Source organism: Pseudooceanicola pacificus, assembly GCF_009789075.1.
Taxonomy (GTDB): Bacteria; Pseudomonadota; Alphaproteobacteria; order Rhodobacterales; family Rhodobacteraceae; genus Pseudooceanicola; species Pseudooceanicola pacificus.
Map to the genome: position 1 here is coordinate 528,726 of NZ_WNXQ01000001.1, position 20,739 is coordinate 549,464.

At 68.7% G+C, this 20,739-nt stretch carries 1 protein-coding gene (cut by a window edge); it reads right to left on the reverse strand.

Features of this window, described 5'->3' with window-relative positions:
• Positions 1–20,739, reverse strand: the 3' portion of a protein-coding gene (locus GLS40_RS02465; RefSeq protein ID WP_160381007.1) for a CARDB domain-containing protein. 14,604 nt of this gene lie beyond the right edge of the window; the window shows 20,739 of its 35,343 coding nt (coding positions 14,605–35,343); the start codon falls outside the window, past its right edge; the stop codon is at positions 1–3.

Sequence of the window (20,739 nt, forward strand, 5' to 3'; positions counted from 1 at the left end):
TTACCTCTGCTCGGGATCGGCGCCGTCGCCCAGCAGCGTGGCGCGCAGCGACCGGCGGTCGCTGGCCCGTGCCCGGTCCGGCCTGACGCCCGCCGAGACCAGCGCCAGCGCGGCCAGCGGCAACAGGCGCGAGACCTCGGCACCGCCGGGCGCGGCCACGGCCGGGGCCTCGGGCAGCAGGCTCAGCTCATCCGGTGCGACCTCTTCGAAACACAGGCGGCGGAGCGCATCGCCGGATGCCGTATCGGGGGCCGTCACGCCACCGGCGGCATCCTCTGCCGGGCCCTGCACAAGGCGGTAGATATCGCCGACATCCAGGTCTTCGCCACCGCCGGTGATCACGCATACGGTGCCGTCCTGGGGATCGGTGTCCGCCGGGGCTTTGCCAGCCGTGCCGATGCCCGTCAGGCGCCAGCGCTGATCCGGATCGGCAAGGTCGGCGATGTCGCCCTCGAAGCAGAGGCCAGCCTTGGCCGCGCGCGCGGCGGCGGCCTCTCCCCCCGCGGCTTCGGGGATCAGGCACAGCTCCACCGGGCGGGAATAGCTGTAGGTGATCAACGCCCCGGGCGATGCGGACGAGAGGCTGCCGCCGGTGCGGATCAGCTCGACCGCCGAGGGCGCGTACCGCTGTGCCGCAAGGCCCGCCCCGCTTGCCAGCAGGCCAGAGCCGGTGCCGCGCGTACCCGTGCCGCCGCCGGTGCCATCGGCCCCGCCGCCGGGCGTCGGGCTGTCGGTCCCGCCGCCTTCGCCGGTGCCGTCCCCTCCGTCGCCGCCCCCGTCGCCATCGCTGGCCGGGAACAGCAGCGACGGATCGACAAGGCTGTAAGCGTCGAAGCCGAGGGTGGCATCGGACAGCACGGCAGAGAACAGGCGTTTGTCAGCCTCGGTCATGCGGCCATCGCCATCGGCGTCGCCCCGCAGCGCGGCGAGGCTGAGCGCGCGGTCGGCCGAGGCCAGTTGCTCGGGCAGTTTCTGTGGCGCGCCGTTGACCTCGACCACCCGCAGTTCGATTGCGGGGCCGTTGCTGCCATAGGCCACGCCCTGCGCCATCCGCCCGACCAGCCGCCCGACGGAGAACTGCCCCGGGGGCAATGGCGCCGAGAGATCCAGCCGGTACTGCGCGATGCCGCTGCTGCGCTGGACCAGCGTCCAGGTCGCGCCCGGCAGATCGGTTTCCACCCCCTGCACCACCATACGGTCGGGATCCCAGTGCAGCTCGACCAGCAGATGCTGCACGCCGCCGGCCTGGCGGAGGTCGATCTCAAGCCCGCGCCCGTCCTGGCCCAGCGGGGTGCCGGGGGCGGCGACGGCGTCTTCCAGCATCGCGCGGACGCCGACGGGTGCAAGGGTGACGGTTGTCTCGTAGACACCGCCGGACCCGGTCGACAGGATGTCCCACTTGCTTTTCCACGACAGCGCATCGCCGCGCAGGCGCAGGGTGTAGGTGCCGGGGTCCAGCCCCTCGCCCGCCGCGATGAAGGAGAAGGCCCGCCCGTCCGCATCGGGGACCAGACTGCCGCGTATGGTCTTGCCGGCGGCGTCCAGCACCTCGACATCCACCGGCTCTTGCGGGCGGGAGGGCAGGCGGTAGGGATTGGGCAGGCCAAGGTCCACCGGCTCGTTGAACTGGACGTAGAGTCCCCAGGTCCGGGCGGTGACGCCGATCACCCGCAGGCCGGGCGTGTCGACCCGCAGCACGGCGCTGGCGGAGGCTTCGGCCCCGTCCTTGTCGGTGCCCCGCAGGGTGACGGTAAAGCTGCCCGGGCGGTTGTAGCTGTGGGTCGGGGCGGTGGCGTCGGGGGCCAGAACCTCGCGCGTGCCGTCGCCCCAGTCGATGGTCAGGGCGGACAGAGGATCGCTGCCGGGATCGGTAACGCCGATGGCCACCTCGACCTGCGTGTCGACCACGGCGCCCGCCGGCAAGGTCAGGGCCAGGGCCGGTTCGACATTGGCGATGGCCAGGTTGATCGATTGGCGCGCGGTGCCGCCCTGCCCGTCCGAGACCTCGACGACAAATGTCTCGGCCCCGGGTCCGTCGGTGGCGCGCCATTCCAGCAGCCCGGTGGGCCAGAGCACCGCACCGGCGGGACCGGACACCAGCGTATAGATCAAGGGATCGCCGTCGATGTCCGAGGCCGCGACCTGCAGGGCAAAGTCACCGCCTTCGGCCACACTCGCCGTGCTGAGCGAGGTGAATACCGGCGCGTCATTCACCGGCGTCACGATCAGGGCCAGGGTCGCGGGCGGCGCGGTCAGCTGCCCGTCGCTGGCGGTGAAAGTCAGGCTGTCGGAGCCGTTGAAATCCGCCGCGGGGCGGTAGCGCCAGACGCCCGGCTCGACCACTTCCAGCGTGCCGTTGGCCGGGGACGTCACGATCGAGATGGTCAATTCGTCGCCGTCCGGGTCGCTGGTCAGGGCGCGCAGGTCGACAATCGCGCTGCCGTCCTCGTCCAGCGTCACCGCCGGGCCGTCGCTGGTCACCGGGGGATCGTTGATGTTTTCGACGGTGATGGAGCCGCTCACGCTCGCCGCGGCGGCGCCATCCTTGTCCGTGCCGTTGAGCGTGACGTTGAACTGGCCGGGGGCGGCATAGACATGGCTGGCCGATGTGGCGTCGGGGGCCAGCGTTTCGACCGTGCCGTCGCCCCAGTCGATCCGCAGCGCCGCCAGCGGATCGGCCCCCGGGTCGGTGAAACCGATCGCCGCGGTGACAGTCTTGCCCGTATCGGCACCGGCTGGCAGGCCGAGGGTCAGGACCGGGGCCGCGTTATCCACCGTCACGGTCAGCACCTGCACCGCTGTGCCGCCCTGCCCGTCGCTGACCTGGATGCGAAAGACCGAACTGCCCGGCCCGTCGCCTGCCATCCATTCCAGCGCGCCCTCTGCCGTCAGGGTCGCGCCCTGCGGCCCGTCGAGCAGGGTAAAGGTCAGCGGATCGCCATCCACGTCGGCGGCGCCGAGTTGCAGCGCCAATGTGCCCCCCTCGACCACGCGGGCGGTGTCGGAGGTGGTAAAGACAGGGCTGTCGTTCACCGGCGTCACGCTCAGCCGCAGCACTGTGGGCAGCGAGATCTTGGACCCGTCGCTGACCTGGAAGACCAGCGAATCCTCGCCCGAGAATTCGGCGGCCGGGGTATAGCGCCAGACCCCGGGTTCGACAGCTTGCAGCGTTCCGCGCAGGGGTTGGGTGAAGATCGAGATGGTCAACGGGTCGCCATCCGCATCCGAAACCAGCGGGCGCAGGTCGACAAGCACATTGCCCCCCTCGGCCACCGTCACCACCTGCCCGGCGGCGGCCTGGGGCGCGGTGTTTTCTTCGGGCAGGCGCACGTCGAAGCCGATGTCGCGCAGCTGCACCACCGAGTCGATGGCGCCGAAACCGATCAGGTCGAGCGACAGGACAATCTGCCCGCTGGGCGCGATCCCGGCCAGATCGACGGTGACCAGGCGTTCGGTGTAGCCGTCCACCGCGAGGGCCGGATCGCCCACGCTCAGCCCCGGGCCCACGCGCAGCGTGCCATCCGCCTGCAGGTTCAGCGCAGCATCGGTCATGCTGAGCCCCGGCAGACGCGTCAGCGGATTGCCCAGCCGGTCGAGCAGTGCGACCTCGAAGGCATCGGGCGGCTGCCCGGCGGCCAGAGGCATACGCGAGCGGATGGTGAAGGTCAGCTTGGTTGCGCCCTGCGGCACCTGATAGCTCCGCTGCGCGGCGGTGCGGGCGGTGGTGCCCTCGGTCAGGTCCAGCCCGTGGGTGCCGATCCTGGCGACATCGCCCAGCACCTGCCACGACGTCCCGGCCAGCGGGCTGGAGGTGATCAGCGGCGCAAAGGCATAGTCGCGCTGGTGCGTCTCGTCGCTGTCCAGAACGCCGGCGGCATCGGCCGTACGCAGCAGTTCGGTCAGCCGGTCGAGATCCACCTGCGCCCCCGCATCCTGCCGGTTCGACGCTAGCCGCACGATATCGGCCAGGGCATCCGACAGGGCAAAGTCGTTGCGCAGCCCCATCAGGCCCGCATCGGGCAGCGCCGCGCCGGTTGCGAAATCGTAGAGGTCCGGCAGGCCCAGCGTATGGGCAATCTCGTGCGTGTAGGTCCAGGCGACCGTCTGGGCGAATTCCGCGACGGGATCGAAATCCGCCTCGTCCTTGCGGCTGCGCAGGGAGTCGAACAGCGCGGCGGTGTCGATGATCACCCGGTCGCCGGTATAGGTCGCGTTGAACAGGCCATCGAGGCGGAACAGGCGCTGCGTCTCGGTCAGCGTATTGGCGACGTCGGGGTGCAGCAGTTCGGCCAGGGTGAAGCCCGGCGCGGGGTTCGAGGTATCGGCGGGGGTGAAGTCGAAGCTGGCCAGCCCGAGGCGCGTCGCGGGGCCGATCTCGGCCACCTCGTTGATCGCGTCCTTCAGCGGTTCCTCGGTCGTGTCGTCCAGGTCGGCCACCTTCTCGGCCGCGGCGTCTGTATCCGTCTTGGCGGCCTCCAGCGCGGCCTTAAGACCAGCCAGCGCCGCCTCGGCCGCCGCAGAGGAACCCGGGGGCACGGCCAGCAGCGTCTCAAGCGCCTGTCCGACCGCATCTATGCCCGCGGTGCCCAGTTCGACCGCCGCGCCCAGCCCGCTCAGCCCGTCGGTCACCGCCGCCGACAGATCCGAGGCGGCGGTCAGTTCGGCGCCGGTCACGGTGTCCGAGATCTTGGTCAGCCGCGCGCCCTCGACCGTCAGTTCGGCGCTGCTGCGGCCCCAGGCGGCGTCCAGGTCGAACTTGGCGCCCCGCAGCTCGTTCTGGGTTTCGATGGAGATCTCGCCGCTGAGCAGTTCGCTGATCGCGCCGCCCGAGTCGGTGTCGATCTTCTGGAAGATCTCGCTGAGCTTGTGGATGTTGTCCTTGGTCAGGCCCAGCGACTCGCTGACTTTGGCGGCTGAGGTGTCCAGCCCGAGCGCCTTGGCCAGCCCGCTGACGTTGCCAAGGCCGCTGAACATGCCGCCAAAACCGCCCGAGACGCGCTCTGTCTTGACCTCGGCCTCGGCGAACCAGCCCTTGCCGGCCTCGACGTCGGACTTGATCGACTTCGACGTCCCCAGCAGATTTGCCAATGCGCCTTCCTGCTGCTCGAAGAGTCCGCCAAGGCTTTCCGTCAGCTTGGACGTGCTGTCCTTGAGCGTGCCCAGAAGGCCCTTCATGAAGCCCTTGTCCTGTGCCAGCGGGTTGGTGGCCGGCGCGCTGGAAGAGGTCGAGTCCTCCAGCAGCGGCAGCAGCTCCGTCAGAATCTTCTTGTTGAAGCCACCGAACATCCCGCCGCCGGACCCTCCGCCCGACGACGGTTTCAGAGTGTTGCCCAGCTTGTCAAAGGCGCCCTTCATCGACTGCACCATCTCGGGCGTGAACAATGTCTCGCCCTGGAAGAAGTCGGACTGACCCATCTCCGTCAGGAAGCCCTGGATATCCCCGACCCGCCCGATGGCGGCGCCGATGTCACCGCCCGACAGCGCCATGTTGGCCTGGCCCATCTCGCCCAGCCCGCCAATGCGTTCGCTCAGTTCGGTGATGCGCCCCAGGGAACCCGTCAGCTGGCCCAGCAGACCGCCGCCGGACGCACTTCCCGACTCTGTCTCGCCACCGCCGAGCAGCTTCGAAAGTGCCTCACCCGCCGGGGGGAAGAATTGCGGCAGCCCGCTGAGGACCGCCTTCAGGTCGCCGATCTCGGAATGTACCTGGCTGGCCTGTTCGCTCAGCCCCCGCTGCGCCGTATCAAGCGACTCGCGCTGCAGGATGACCCGCTCCAACGAGGCCTGCGCTTCGGCTTCACCGCCCTGGGCAACCTCGCCTTCCAGCCTGGCCTGGCGCTCCGCCAGGGTCTCGTCCAGACCCTGGCGCATGTGCACCGCTTCGCTCGCATAGAGCGCCGAGTCGGCCGTGTTCAGATCGTCCAGCACCGATCCGCTCATCACCGAGGCCCGGGCGCCCACTTTTTCCAGCGCCGCGTCCGAGGCCGTGGTCGCTGCGGCCATGTAGCCCGACAGGTCGTTGAAGTCGAATATCGACCCTTCGAGCGTCTGCACCGAGGTGACGACCTGGTCGATCTGGCCCAGCAGAGAGGGCAGCGATTTCGTGGCCTCCGGATCGGTGTAGACGGTGCCGGCCCCGGTCAAGGCATCCTTGGCCTGCGAGATATGCCGTGCCAGCGCGCCGATCCCGTCAAACGTGCCGCGGGTGATCATGTCGATCGCCCCGGTCAGCTGCCCGCCACCTTCGGTCTGGAAGAAGGTGCCCTGCAGGTCCTTCAGCAGCCCGCCGATAGGCAGGGAGATGCCCAACCCCAGGTTGATCTTTCCGCCATTCGCCAGCGACCCCATGATCTTGCCGAGAGCGCCGCCGGCTTCGCCGTCGACACCCTGCTGGGGCAGGTAACCCTGGCCTGACAGGAACCCGGCCTCGCTGATCGACTTGGTGATGTCGCCAATGCCGGCGAACAGGTCATTCAGGCTGCTCGACAGGGTGTTCTTGGCCTGGACCTGCTCGGGCGTGTCCTCGGGCAGGGCGGCCATCAGGCGCACCTGCTCGTCCAGCAGATCGGTCTGCGACTGCATGATCTTGCCCGTCTCGGACGAGATCGAACCGACCAGATCGACCAGCCCCGCGCCGATGTCGTCAAAGGCCGCCTGATCGCCCTCCAGCGCCCCGAGCAACTGGGTGATCGGCGCGACCTCGCGCTCCAGCGTGGCCCGGGCCGAGCTTACGGCCGCAGAGGCATTGCCGATCTGTTCGCCAAAGCTTTGCGCCTGCTGGATCAGAGCGGCCTGATCCTCGACATCGGCCACGAAGAATCCCGCCAGCTCGTCTCCGATGGCCTCGAACCGCTCGCGTGCGCCGGTCAGATCTTCGCGGTGCTGTGCGATGGCCTCGTCGACTGTATCGCGCGCCTCGGCGGCGGCGGCCTCTTCCTCGGTCCGCTCGACCGGCAGCGCGGTGCTGCTGCCCTCGCCCTGGCGGAAGATATAGGTCAGATCGCCGCCAACCGCTTCTGTCACGGTATAGGCATCCTCGCCCGCGGTGGTCAGCAGGGCGTTGACGCGCTCGACAATACGGTCGCGCACGGTATCCCATTCGCCGCCCGTCAGCCCGTCAAAGAGAGCGGCAAAGCTCTCCTCCTCGGGCAGCTCGCGTTCCGCCTCGTCGGCCAGGATCGCTGCGATCCGTTCGTCGATGGCGGCGCGCAGGGCGTCGGTGTCCAGGTTGACCTTCTGCTTTGTCGTGGCGCGGGCTTCGATATTGACGGTGCCGATCTCCTGCCCCTGCCAGAGCAGCCGCATCACCCCGCCGTCGTCATAGACCGGCTGCGCGCCGGGGATGGCACCCAGCCCGGTGGGCGCGAAACTGACGCGCAGGTTGCGGGGGTTGCTGGCATCGGCGCTCAGCCACGAGCTGTCGTAGCTGGGGGAGATCCCCGCGATCAGCCCCTGGGTCGCGGCCAGGGCGCCCAGGATCGGAATGTCCAGCGCCCGGGTCGTATCGCCCACCGTATCGGCGATCTGCAGCGTTCCGTCGATCGAGGACTCGTCGCCGCCGTCCAGCAGATAGAACACGTTGGCCGTCTTCTCGAAATGCCGCGTGGTGCCGACGACATCCCAGGCGATGTCGATCTCGCCGGTCAGCAGCGCCACGCCCGAACTGCCGAGCAGCTCGGTCAGGCGGTCCCTGGCGACGCTGGCCGACAGGCCCAGTTTCGCCGTCTCGCCCCCGGCCAGCCGCAGCGTCAGCGCCGCCGTGGTGGCGCCGTCCTGCATCCGGTAGGGCAGTTCGCTCAGCGCGCGCTGATCCGGCCGCTTCCACTCGCCCTGCACGGCGGTGATCGTCAGGAAGTCGTTCACGGGCACCTGGATCGTGATGTCGATCGCATGGTCGTCCCGGTTGAAAATCGTCAGCTCGTGCCGGTCGATCGCGGTGCCGACCGTCTCGCTCACCGTCAGCGCCTCGCTGCCCGCGACCTGGGCCCCGCCCACGGTCTGGCCGTTGTCGCTGAAGAAGATGTTGAGGTCGTCGGAATCCTTGGAGGTGTCGGTCAGGATGACCTGCCCCTCGAACCCGATATTGTCGATGATCGCGGTCTGGCCCACCGCCAGCCGTTCGCCTGTGGCGGCGTGCACGATCACCAGCCGCCCGGCCTTGCCCTGCACCGTCGTGGGAACCTGGAACAACACCCGCTGCGTCTTGCCGACGTTGCGGACCGAGATGCGGTTTTCGCCCTCGTTCACCGGCTCCAGCTCGAACAGGGCGCCGTCGATATCGGCATAGACCCTGAGCTGGTTCAGCGGATATTCGGGCGACGGCAGGTCTTTCGCCAGTTCGATGGCGGGATCTTCCCAACGGATGTCTATGCCCAGCTGGTCCTGCACCTTGTCGAAGACCATCGTGTTGTGCACCAGCGACCGCCCGGCCTGCAACTGGAAGGACCAGGTGATCAGCTTGTCCTGGATGAACTTCAGGATCGCGGGAATGCGTTTGACGATCTCTTCCCTGGCAAAGCTGCCCGTCGCACCGAGGACCGAGATATCCTCGACCTTGCGCTTTTCGGCATCGAGGAAGAAGTTCAGCAGCCCCTGGTTGTCACCCTCGCCGACCCGGGCGCCGATGTTGAAGTAGAGCTGATCGTTGACGATGTTCTTCAACATCATCTCTTTCAGGATCGTATAGGTCGCCCCGCCGGTGAAGACGTCAAAGACCTTCAGGCTGGCCTTCTGGACAAAGGTCGCCAGCGCGCCGGGGATCTCGGTCCACTTGGCCTCCAGCAGCTTCTTGATGACGTCGTCGGCCTCTTGCGCGGCAAAGGTCTCGCCGATGAAGAACTTGACCAGTTCCTCAAGCTGCTTGGTCACGGCGGCGGGGGTGTTGGTGGGCAACAGGGCCAGGAATTTTTCAGCCGAGAAGCCGGGCACCAGCGCGTTCAGCCCCGGCAGCGGCACGCCGGTGAACCGGGTCGCGGTGTCGAAATCCCCGACCCCGGGCGCCATGTTGTCGAGGTTGCCGATGCCGCCGCCGTGGAACGACCAGCCCGCGATCTCGTAGGCGCTGCGGAAGGGGATCGGCACACGGCCGTAGAACGGGCGGAACGAGGCCTCGAAATCGCCGTTGAAGACCTCGGAAACCGGCGCCTTCAGGTCGCTGTCGGTGGCGTTGTTGAACTTGGCCGGGTCATAGGCATCGCGGGACACCCCGTCGATATTGGCCTGCAGCTTGGATCCGCCGCCCAGGCTGGAATAGAACCAGCCGGTGCCGACCCCTTCCCAGGCGCGCCCGTCCTCGGCCACGGCGGAATTGACCCGCAGGCGCTGCTGCGCATCCTCGAATTCGCGCGAGACGTACCAGCTTTTCAGGTTCGGATCGAAACCGACGGCGCTCTGGGCGATGGTCTCGGCGGCGGGAAAGCGGGGATCGTTGTAATAGCGCGCCAGCTTGCCGAAATTCCACAGGTCGCCCGGCGGGGGAAAGGCGGTCTTGGTCTCGACAAACCGGTCAGAAGCCTGGCGCCAGATGTTGTCGGGGCTGCCGCCATTGGTCGGGTAGGTGTCGGCCCGCAGGTTCGCGGTGCCGAGATACCAGCCGACGGCCCGGGCATTGACCGTTCCCAGGCCCGCGCCGATCTGGAAGCTGTTGAACAGCCCGATGTCGATATCGGGCACGGCGTCGTCTTCGAAGAAGCCGGGCAGCCCGGTCAGGTTCAGGTTCACATCCGCCGTTGTCAGCGACGTCCCGATCGAGCTGAAGGACACGCCGCGTTTCACGTCGACGGCCTTCTGGTAATAGTTGTCGGCGAAATCGACACCGGCCCAGTTGATCGTCTTGGGATCGCGGAAATTGGTCAGGTCCAGCTCGGAGAAGCCCATCCAGCGGACGACCTTGGTGGCGGCGGCGATCTTCTCGCCGAATTCCTTGGCCAGCTTGGCATTCTTGAAGGCAGCGGCGGCCGCGGGCACGGTCACCGCCGCCGACAGCCCGCCGGACTGGATCGTCGCATAGCTCTGCGCCACGCCGTAGGTGAAGAAGCCGACCGCGACCAGCTTGGTCATGTCCTCGGCAAAGGCGAGGATCTTTTGGATCGGGACCTGCTGCTGCGGCTGCACCCCGGGGCTGGGGTCTATGGTGGTCACCTGGATGTTGCCCAGGTTCTCGTCCCCGATCCGCACCAGCAGGCGCTGGACGATTTCCGAGTTCACCGCCGTGCCGCGATCCTGTCCGATGAAATGCAGCGGCGAGGTCAGCAGCCCGTCCAGCCGCTTGTCCAGATCGACGAGGCTGGCATAGAAGGCATCGCCCGCTGCCTCGGCAAACCCGCCGTCATTGGTCGAGCTGTCCTTGATCCAGTCGGTCACCAGCACCAGCGAATTGGCGCTGCGCGGATCGCTGGCCGGGCCCGACACGCGCACCCAGTCCCCGAACCGGCGCGGGTCGTTCGCCGAGCTGCCGGGATCGTAGACCAGGACCGTGCCGTTGCCGGCCTGGGCGATGGCCTCGGCCAGGGCGAAGAGGGTGGTTTCCTCGATATCCGGGCCGACGAAGGGTGTGCTGATCCCGTGGGTCAGCACCGTCACCCCGGCATATGCCGCGCCCGACGGCGGGTCGGCCGGCGCGATGACCAGGCTGGCCTGTTTGGTTTCCACGCGGGGCTGATCCTTGCCCTGCTGGACGACCTCGACCCCCCAGAAATACTGCTGCCCCTTTGTCAGCACCACACTTGTCGGCAGCGTGACCTCGAACCGCCCGCCCGCGGCGATGATCTCCAGCGCCTCGGCGCGGGTGAACTTGCGGGTAAAGATGCGGTTGCGGTTGCCCTCGACCGCAAGCTTGCCCAGCGAACTCTCGTTGTTCTGGAACGCCTCGCGGTAGCCGAGGTTTTCCAGCGCCTTGATCTCGTCTGCCGAGCTGTCGCCGAGGAAGAGGCCCCGCCCCGTCGCGGCGACGGCAAGGGTAAAGACCACCTCGCTCAACCCGTCGAGCTCGGGCAGTTCAAAGACAAAGGTCGGCTGCGTCGGGGTGCCGTTGGCGGGGTAATCCGGCAGCTTGATCGACCCGGTCCCGGCGGTGACGAACAGCGGGCCCGTCACGTTCTTGGGCGTCAGGTTGATGAAGCTCTTGGACTCGGCCACGCCATTTGCAAGACCGCCGGTGACGATGGGACCGTAGTACTGGCCAAGGAAGCCCGGCGGCGCGCCAACCACCTCGTTCGACCCGCGCGAAAAGAACAGGCCATAGGCGGCGCGCAGGTCGATGTCCTTGTTGATCGTGTCGCGCTCGTCGAACCCCGGCTCGCCGAAGATGACGTCGCCCTCGTCGTTCAGGTCGTCGATGGGGTGCTGGGACAGCAGCTCCCTGGTGTCGATCTCGCGCAGCAGCTTTTCGATTGCGTCGATGGAATAGACCAGCACGTTGCCCAGCCGTCCGCCCGACATGATCAGCTGGCGCCCGTCGGCGGACAGGCCCAGCTCGGTCCCCCAGCTTTCGGGAATGCCGCGGGTGGCGGCCACGATCTGGGGGGCCAGGCCGCGGGACGTTCCCAGCAGGTTCTGCACCACCGCGATGTTGCTGCCCGCCGGGTTGTTGTAGATCCGGTCCTCGCTGTAGGTCGTGGCCAGGTTGGGGTTGCGGCCAAGATCGGTCACATCGAACCGGCGCTGGCCCATGACAAAGGCCGTCAGCCCGTCGCGCGAGAACACGATATCGACCGGGTCCGAGATGTCGAAGCTGGCCTCCTGCCCGTCGATGGCCTCCGACAGGGCAAAAGGCACCGAGGTCTCGAAGCTCCACTTGCCATCCGTACCCCGGCTGATCACCACGATCTGGCCGGAATACGCGCTCGGCTGGCCGATGGTGCCGCGATCCAGGATCACCGCCTTGGTCAGGTTGTCTTCGCTCGCGATCCGGGTGACGACGGTTGACGGATTGCGCAGGAAGGCCCCGTTGCCCGCCCCGCGCGTGCCGAAGGTGGCAATCGGCGCGGGGTCGGGCGTGCCGGCAAGGATACTGGCAAAGTTGAACACGGCAACGCGGCCCGTGCGGTTGGCGGCGTCGACCTGGGTGACCAGCAGATCGGTGAAATCCTCGGTCACCGTGGCGCCCGTGATCGGCATCCCGCCGCCCAGGCTGACCGACGTGATCACCTTGTGATAGGTCGCCAGGTCGTTCGGGTCGGTCCCGATGACATAGACCGTGTCGCTGCGCGAATCCGTGGCCAGCAGCCGCCGGTTGTAGCGGTCCATCACCAGGTTGCCGATGGCCGCGCCCGGGATCTCGATAAAGTTGGTGTGGTCCTTGTCTTCGGGTTTCACGTCGATCTGGCGGTACATCACCGCATCCACCACCGCGACACCGCCGGCGCCGGTCAGCGCCACGTAGAGCCGGTTGTTGTCGGTGGTCATCACGACCTTGCCCGGGCGGGCCGATCCCTTGTCCTCGATCGTCTCGCCCTTGCCGTCGAGATAGCCGATCGGGATCCGCGCGACGAGGCTGGGCAGGCTGTCGATCTGGCTGGTGTCCGGCCGCGGCGTGTCGCGGATCACCACCAGCTGGTCCAGCTTGCCCCGTACGGTTTCGACCTCGACCCCCTCGGGCTGGGTGATGCCGCGTTCGACCGACACAAAGGTGTCGGTATCGCTGCCGCGCATCCTCACCGGTTCCGAGAACTCGAAGGTCACATCGGTAAAGGCACCGCCGGTCTGGGATGCGCCGGCCATGCCGCTGGGGGTGTAGCCCAGGAAGGTCTGGGTCGCCCGGTCGGGCCGCGCCACGGCGATCGAGGTCACGAGGATGTCGCGCGGGGGCCTGACGGTCAGCGCGTCCTTGCCGTTGGCAACGCCGGCCTCGGCACGGACCGCAACCGCCCTGCCATCCTTGGAGCGCAGCACGGAATCCACCGCCGCCTCTTCGCCGGCTTCGAGCATCAGGCCGGTCATCTCGTCCGCGTCGAATTCGCCAAAGATCACCCAGCTGGGCAGCGGGGCGTTCGATCCGGCGGGTGCCCGCAGCCGGTCGCCGCGCACCTGCAGGCGCGGGTCGATCACGGCAGAGCCTTCGGTCGTGCCGGTCAGCTGCGCGGCCGCTTCGGTGATCACCGGCGCGTTGCCCTGGATCGCCAGCGCCGCGCCCGAACCGACGATGGAGGTCACGATCTCGCCGATGCCGGCAAAGACCTGCAGGACCTTCTCGCCGATATATTCCAGCGTATCGGCGTTGAACACGGTGGTGACCAGGCTCGTGACATTCCTGGCCAGCGTCACCACGAACTTCGAACCCGAGTTGATCGCCCCCATGAAGGCGCCGCCCACCCCGCCCTGTCCGGTGACAAAGGCCGAGGTCTGCACCGCGTCGCTGGCGCCCTTGGCCTTGATGTCGACAATGCCGGTCTTTTGCGCCAGGTCGTTTTCGATCCCAGCGACGACATAATCGCCCGGCCCCTGGACCCCGCCATGCGGCGGAGAGGTCGTGCGGGCAATGCCGTTGGCGTCGACGATGCCGCTTTCGACTTCCTGATAGCCCTTGACCGTGCCGGTCGGCGTCACGAAATCCGAGATGCGGTAGAACAGCACCTTTGTTCCGGCGGCCAGCGCGGTCGGGATGGCCAGCTGCGCGGGCACCTGCATCGGCGCATCGCCGGTGTCCAGCCGGAAGGCGGCGGCATAGGTGAAGCCGACGCCCTCGGGCAGGGGCGGGGCCTCGATATCGGCCTGGTCGAGCGTGGTGATCGTCACCTCGGTCTCGCGCGGCAGCGACCCTTCGGAAATGCCGACCTGGAAGCCCTCGGCATTCTGCACCACCCCGCCCTCGGGGCCGACGGGGATGTTGTCGCCCACCACCGGGGCCTGCACCCGCACCGGCACCAGCACCTCGGTCGCGCGGAAGATCACCTGCACCACCGTTTCACCCGGGGCCTTGCCGATGATGCGGCCATCCGGCGTGACCTCGACGATATCGCCATTGGCGACGATGGTGGTCACCTCGCCGGGGCGGGTCTGCACCACGTTCTCGCCCGCGTAATCGAACAGCAGCAGCTGGCGCGATGCGCCCTCGGTCACGATCACGGTGTCGGGGTAGACATCCGCGCCATAGGTGGCGAGTCCCGCGTCATAATCCGACAGCGCGCCGACCCGCACCACAGTGGCCGCCGTCACCGCGCCCCGGGTGGCGCTGAGCAGGCTGAACCCGTCAGAGAGCCCTTCGATCTGGCCGCGCCGCAGACGGGCGACAGAGGGATCGGCGAAGTCCACCGTCACATAGCCTTCGGGCAGGTCCGCCGTGCCGCCATCGGCGAACCGTCCGGTGATCTCGAACTCCATCCGCGTGCCGTCGGCCAGCGTCGGCATCCGCTGCGAGAACTCGATCGACTCGAGCGCCGCGCCGGAAATGTCGATGGCCAGGTCGACGGGGCCGGAACTGCGATAGCCGTCGCTGGCCCGCAGGATCACACGGCCCGGCTGGGTGCGCCCGGCCTCGGGGGTAAAGACGATGCTCTGCCCGTCCGGCGACAGCACGGCCGTGCCGCCAACCGCGCCGACGATGCTGTAAAAGATCGCGTCGCCTTCGGGGTCTTCGGTCATCGGAGTCAGCGGGATGCTGATCGCAAGATCGGCATAGGTCTTTTGCGCCTGCGGCGTGATCACCGGCGCCTCGTTCGGGCGCAGGCCAAAGTTCTGCAGCAGCAGCGCCCGGTCCGCGGCATCGGCCGTGCCATCGCCGTCGATGTCCCGCGCGGCGGCGTCAAAGGCACCCAGGTCGATCCCGTCGACCGCCCCGTCGCCGTTCAGATCGCCCGCGGCCCTGACCTGCACGCGATAGCCCGCCGCCGCTGCGCCGGTGAGCGTCAGCGCATGGATGCCCGCCCGTTCCACCAGGAACAGCGCGAAACTTGTCCCGCCGCTGCGGTTGAGCTCCAGCGGTTCGACTCCGTTCAGCCTGACACTGTCCGGCGCCGCGCCCGCGATGGCGACCCGCAGCAGGACCCGCCCGCCGAGCGAGGCAAGCTCGCTCTCGCGCAGGGCCAGGGTCGTGGTCAGGCGGCCATCGGCATCGGCCAGGCCCTGATAGGCGAGCGCCCCGGCCAGCACGCCAAAGCTGTGGGCCGAGGAAAGCTCCTCCGCCGAACCATCGGCGGCATAGGCATAGGTCGCCGCATCGGGGCCGGAAGCCGTGACCAGCCGCCCCGCCCTCCCCGGCTCGTAGCTGTAGAGCACCGGCTGCGCCATGTCGGAGCCGCCGGCAAAGCTCAGCCGTCCGGCGCTGTCGTACAGGTAGATGCGCCGCGACCCGTCCGGCAGCAGCAGCCCGGCGATGCCGCCATAGGCGTTGGTGATCACCTGCACCGTGTCGCCGTCGGGCGCGATCAGCCCGCTGTCGGACACCCGGATGCGGATGCCGCCGCGCAGGATGCCCTGGATCGAGCCTTCGCCGTCGGATTGCCATTCGGTGCCGTCCGGAGTGGTCAGCGTCAGCACATGCCCGCCGCGCCCGAAGGGCGAATAGGGCAGCCCGCTGACCGCGTCATAGAGCCCGCCCTCGGCCGCCATCAGCAGCGGGCCGTTGTGGGTCAGCGCATAGCCGGGGGTGTCGCCGTCGAACCGCAGGGTGATCTTGTCAAAGCCCGCGATGCGTTCGACCTCGAACCGGGCGGTGAAGGTCATGCGCGTGCCGTCGGGCGCGGTCAGATGCACGCGGTCGCCTTCGGCCAGCGCGCGAGAGGGCGAGGCGGCGGGCCCGGCATCCAGCCGCAGGTCGGTCCAGCCTGCGCTCCACCCCGGGCCGAAATCGCCAAGGCGCCCGGCGTCGCGGGCATCGTAGATCCGGGTCAGGGCGATCTGCACCCCGGCCAGGGTCACGGTCGCGTCCGTCTCGACCCGGCGGAGGGTGGCATTGGGGGCGGGCAGCACCTCGACCGAACGCTCCAGTACGGTGCGCAGCCCGGCGATATCCACCGCCTCGATCCGCAGGGTATAGAATCCCGACTGCACCAGCCCGGGCCGCAGCTGCGCCACGGCGCCCTGCACCGGCTCTGTCCCCTGGGCCAGCAGGATGGCCGCGCTGCCGTCGCCGGGCACCAGGCTGATCCGCCAGGCGTCGAGCGTGGCATCGCTGATCGTCGCATTCACCGCACCCGCGGCCAGCACCGCCCCGTCCTGGATCGGGGTCGCGATGACCGGGCCGCTGCGGTCGGCGGCGTCACGGACCGCGATCGTGCGCTCCACCCGCCCGACGCGGCCATCGGCATCCGTCACCTCCAGCACCGCGACAACCTTGCCCGGCGCCCCGGCGGTGAAGGACGCGCGGTTCAGGTCGTCCAGCGCGACCTCGGCCCCGTCGATGGTCAGACGGAACCCCGTCACCGGCACGAAGCCCGAACCGGCGGCAGACAGGGTCACCACCTGCCCGGGGCGGGCGGGGAAATTCGGGGTGATGTCCAGCACCGCAACCGGCGGCACCGCGTCGCGTGTCACCCGCAGCACCATCGCCCGGCTGACGCGATCCGTGCCGTCAAAGGCCGTGACCTTGATCACCCGGTCGCCCAGGTCGCCCGCCTCTGGCGTAAAGGTCAGCATCCCCGTGGCCGGGTCGAAGCTGGCAGTGTCGGGCAGATTCTCGACGCTCAGCACCAGCGTGTCGTCCAGATCGGGATCGGTGGCCGCCAGCGCCACGGTCAGCGTCTCTCCCAGCACGATGCTGCGATTGGTGATCGACAGCTCGGGCAGGCGGTTGGTGTTCAGCACGTTCAGCGCGACGGTCTGCTCGGCGGTCGCGCCGCCTGCGTCCCGCACACGGATACGTATGGAATGCACGCCAGCCTGATCGTAATCCGGGGTCCAGCTGAATTCGCCGGTGGTGCTGTTCAGCCGCGCGCCGGGCGGCAGGGCATTCACCGGTTCGAACACCACGCCGTCGCCATCCACATCGGCGGCCAGCAGGCGGAAGCGCAACGCCTCGCCCTCGCGCCCGGTCTGCGCGGGTGTCGGCACGAAGATGGGCGCCCGGTTGGTGTTGGAGACGGCGAGGGTGATCACCTCTTCGGCCGTGGCCAGCCCGTCGCTGACCCGCAGCGTCACCTCGTACTCCCCGGCCTGGAAGGAATGCGGCGTAAAGCTCAGCACCCCGGTCAGCGGGTCCAGCACGGCACCGGCGGGCAGGCCCTCGGCGGCAAAGGTCAGCGGGTCGCCATCCGGGTCGGCAGCCTGCAGCTTGTGGGACAGCGTGGCCAGCTCGGCCACGGTGAGCGTGCCGACCGGCTGCAGCAGGGGCGCGCCGTTGCTCGCGCGCACGGTGACGGCAAAGCTCAAGCTGTCAGACTGCACCGCCGCCGCCTCGCCTCCGCCGCTGTCGCTGACCTTCAGCACGGCGCTGTGCGCCCCCAGGTCGGCTGCGGTGGGTGTCCAGCGCAGGATGGCGCGGCCATAGGTGGTCGAGGGCACGATGCTGGCCCCGGCGGGCAGACCGGACAGATCGTAGGTCAGGGGATCGCGGTCGGGGTCGGTGACCTGGAACTCATGCTCCAGCAGCTGGCCCGGCACCGCGACCAGCCCGGCAATCGGCACGATCCGCGGGCCAAGGTTGCCCGCCTCGACCGTCAGGATGAACGAGGCCGCGTCGCTCTGGACATTGGCCGCCGCGCCGTTGCCGTCGTCGCTGACCTGCAGGTCGATGCGCCAGTCGCCGCGGTCCAGCTCTTGCGGGGTCAGCCGCAGGACGGTCGTTCCATCCGCCAGCGTATCCAGAATGCCGAAGGGCGAGGAGCCGTCCAGCGGCACCGGTTCCGGGTCCAGGCTCAGCTGGTCGGACCCGGCGGCCCGGGTGGCGGTCGCGGCAAAGATCAGGCGGTTCCCGTCGGGGTCGACCGAGGCCAGCGGAATCGTCAGCGTCCCGCCCCCGCTGACCGTGCGGTTCGGCAGGTCCGGCAGTTCGGGCGGGCGGTTCAGATCCTCGACCGTGATGACGATGTCGATGCTGCGCTCGGCGGTGACACCGGTGCCGTCGCCATCGTCGGTCGCCGTCAGGCGCATCACGTAGCGGCCCGCGTCAGAGAAACCGGTCTGCCAGAAGAACTGCCCCGTTTCGGCGTCGTAGCTCGCGCCCTGCGGCAGCCCGGTGAGCCTGTAGCTCATCGTGGTGTCCTGCGAGCCGGCATAGAACTGCAGGGCGCCATTGGCGTCGCGCTCGGGCAGGACGAAATCGGGATTGTCGGGATCCAGCCCGGTGGTGCGGAAGAACAGGCCCTGCCCCTCGGTCACTGTCCAGCTTTCAAACCCCTGCAGCACCGGGGCGCCATTGGCATTCAGCACTTCGATCTGCAGCACCACGCGCCGGATGGTCACGCCGTCGCTGACATCGACCGGGATCTCGTAGCTGCCGGTCTGGGTATAGGCGGGCGTCCATTCCAGCACCCCGGTGGCCGGGTCGATGGTGGCGCCCGCGGGCAGGAAGGGCGCGCTGAAGGACAGCACATCGCCCTCGGGATCGGCGGCCGACAGAGGCAGGCGCAGCAGGTCGCCCTCGCGCACCTGCAAGGGCTTGGGCGTGGCGACAACCGGCGGGGCATTGCCGGGCCGCACCACGATGTCAAAGCTCTGCGTGGTTTCCTTGCTGCCGTCGCTGGCGCCGATCACCACGCCTTGGTAGGTTCCGCGCTGCCCGGCGGCGGGGATCCAGACCAGCTCTTGCGTGGCCTGATCCAGGTAGGCGCCGCGCGGCAGGTTGTCGGCAAACAGCAGCAGCCCGTCCATGTCGGGATCGTAGGCGAGAAGCGGCAGGCGCATCTCTTCGCCCTCGATCAGCTCGATCAGGGGCGAGGGCGCTTCGAGGATCGGGGCAGAGTTGGTGCCCTCTTCGATTTCGATCTGCCATGCGACCTCGGCAAAGCCGCCGACATCGTCATAGACCCGCACGACAACCGGCGTCACCGGATCGGCATCCGCCCCGGGCGTCCATGTCAGCAGGCCGGTCAGGGTGTTCACCGACATCCCCGCCGGGCCCTGCACAAGAACATACCCCAGCGGATCGTTATCCAGGTCGACAGCGGTGAACTGATAGCTCAGCGGTTCGCCGATCACCGCAACGGTTGGCGGATCCTGCGACATCGACGGCGGCGTATTCGAACCGGGCAGGATCCGGACGCCCTGGGCAAAGGCGGCGCGCTGCCCCGGCTCCAGCACCAGCGACACGGCGAGGGCCGATGCGCTTTCGCCCGGGGCCAGTTCGCCGTCCGCGCCAATCGCGCCGGTCAGGTCGATCAGCCAGATGTCACCCTTGAGCGTGCCGGTCAGCGGCGTGCCCGATGCGCCCGGGCTGGCGGTGTCGAGCGTCAGTTGCAGCGGCGCCTTCAGCGGGCGGGTGCCGGTGTTGGTGACGATGACTTCGTAGGTCGCGGCCCCGGTCTGGCGGTCGTAGCGGGTGTCGCGATATTCGATCCGCACATTGGCGGTGACGTCCTCCAGCCGCGTGAATTCAAAGCTTTCGGACGCGGCCAGCGACACGCCACGCGCGCTCTGCAGCAGGGACGAGACCGACACGGCATAGACACCGCGCGGCAGCGAGGCAAAGGACAGCGTGACCTCGCGCGCGGCGGCGTCGTAGGACAGGCCGGTGATCGGCAGGATGTCCCCGTCCGCATTCACCAGCGCATAGTTCGCCGGGTTCAGGACAGAGCCGGGCCCGGTGGTCGCCATGTCGTCGTCGAACCGCAGCGCGAAACTGGCGACGGGGCGCGCGGTGATCTCGCCATCCGCAAAGGTCGTCGCGACGATCTGCGGCGCGTAGAGCGGGCGCAGCACGTCCAGCCCGGTGCCATGCGCGACGATCACCCGGCCATCGGCCAGCGCGGCGATGCCTTCGGCCCGGACGGTGGCGGCGGCGACGCTGACGATCTGGTGCGAGGCGACGTCGAGCGCAAAGATCCGCGACAGGGCGTTTTCGCCCGTACCGTTACGTACGGACGTGAGGATGGCGAGCCCGTCGAAATCCGTGCCCTCAGCCCCAAAGGCGATGGAGTCGAGCGGCGCCGGCACCTCGGCCACGACCTGCGCCGTGCCGTCGGCCGCGAATTTCAGCACGCGCCCGCGGTCGGGCCAGGACGTGCCCCAGAGGCTGCCGTCAGGCGCAATGGCCAGGCTGTCGACCCGGGTTTCCGAAAAGGCGGTGAAACTGCCGCTTGCCGGATCGAACAGTGCCACGCCATCGCCGGTGGAGACATAGATCCGACCGTCGAGGGCCACGGCCAGCGCCTGGGTGACGCTGTCGCCATGCCGCGCCAGGATCTCTGCGCTATCCGGGTCCAGCTCCAGCAGCGCGCCACCGCCGGAGGTCGCCCAGAGCCGTCCGTCATCGGTCAGCCCCAGCCCGTAGATCGGGGTGTCGAGCCGGGCGAAGGGTTCTTCGCCGCCCGCGCCCTGATCGTCGATCCGGTAGAGCCAGGCGCGGTCCGGCCCGCCGGAATAGATCACCGACCCGTCCGCAAGTCCCAGCACGGCCAGCGCCCCGATGCCGCCCTGACTGCCGGGCGTGGTGGCCAGCGCTTCGAAGGCGAAGGGCGCGACGGCGGCGGCAAAGGCGCCGGGGCGCAGCGGCGAAACGGTGGAGGTCACACCATCGAGCGCCGCGATGAACAGCGCGTTGGCCGGCTCCGCCGCCGGGGCTGGCGCGGGGTCGAGCGGAGTGGCCGTGGTGGTCTGGGCGGCCTCGGTCCCGCCCAGGTCGGGTGTTTCGGGCGCCAGATCGCCGGT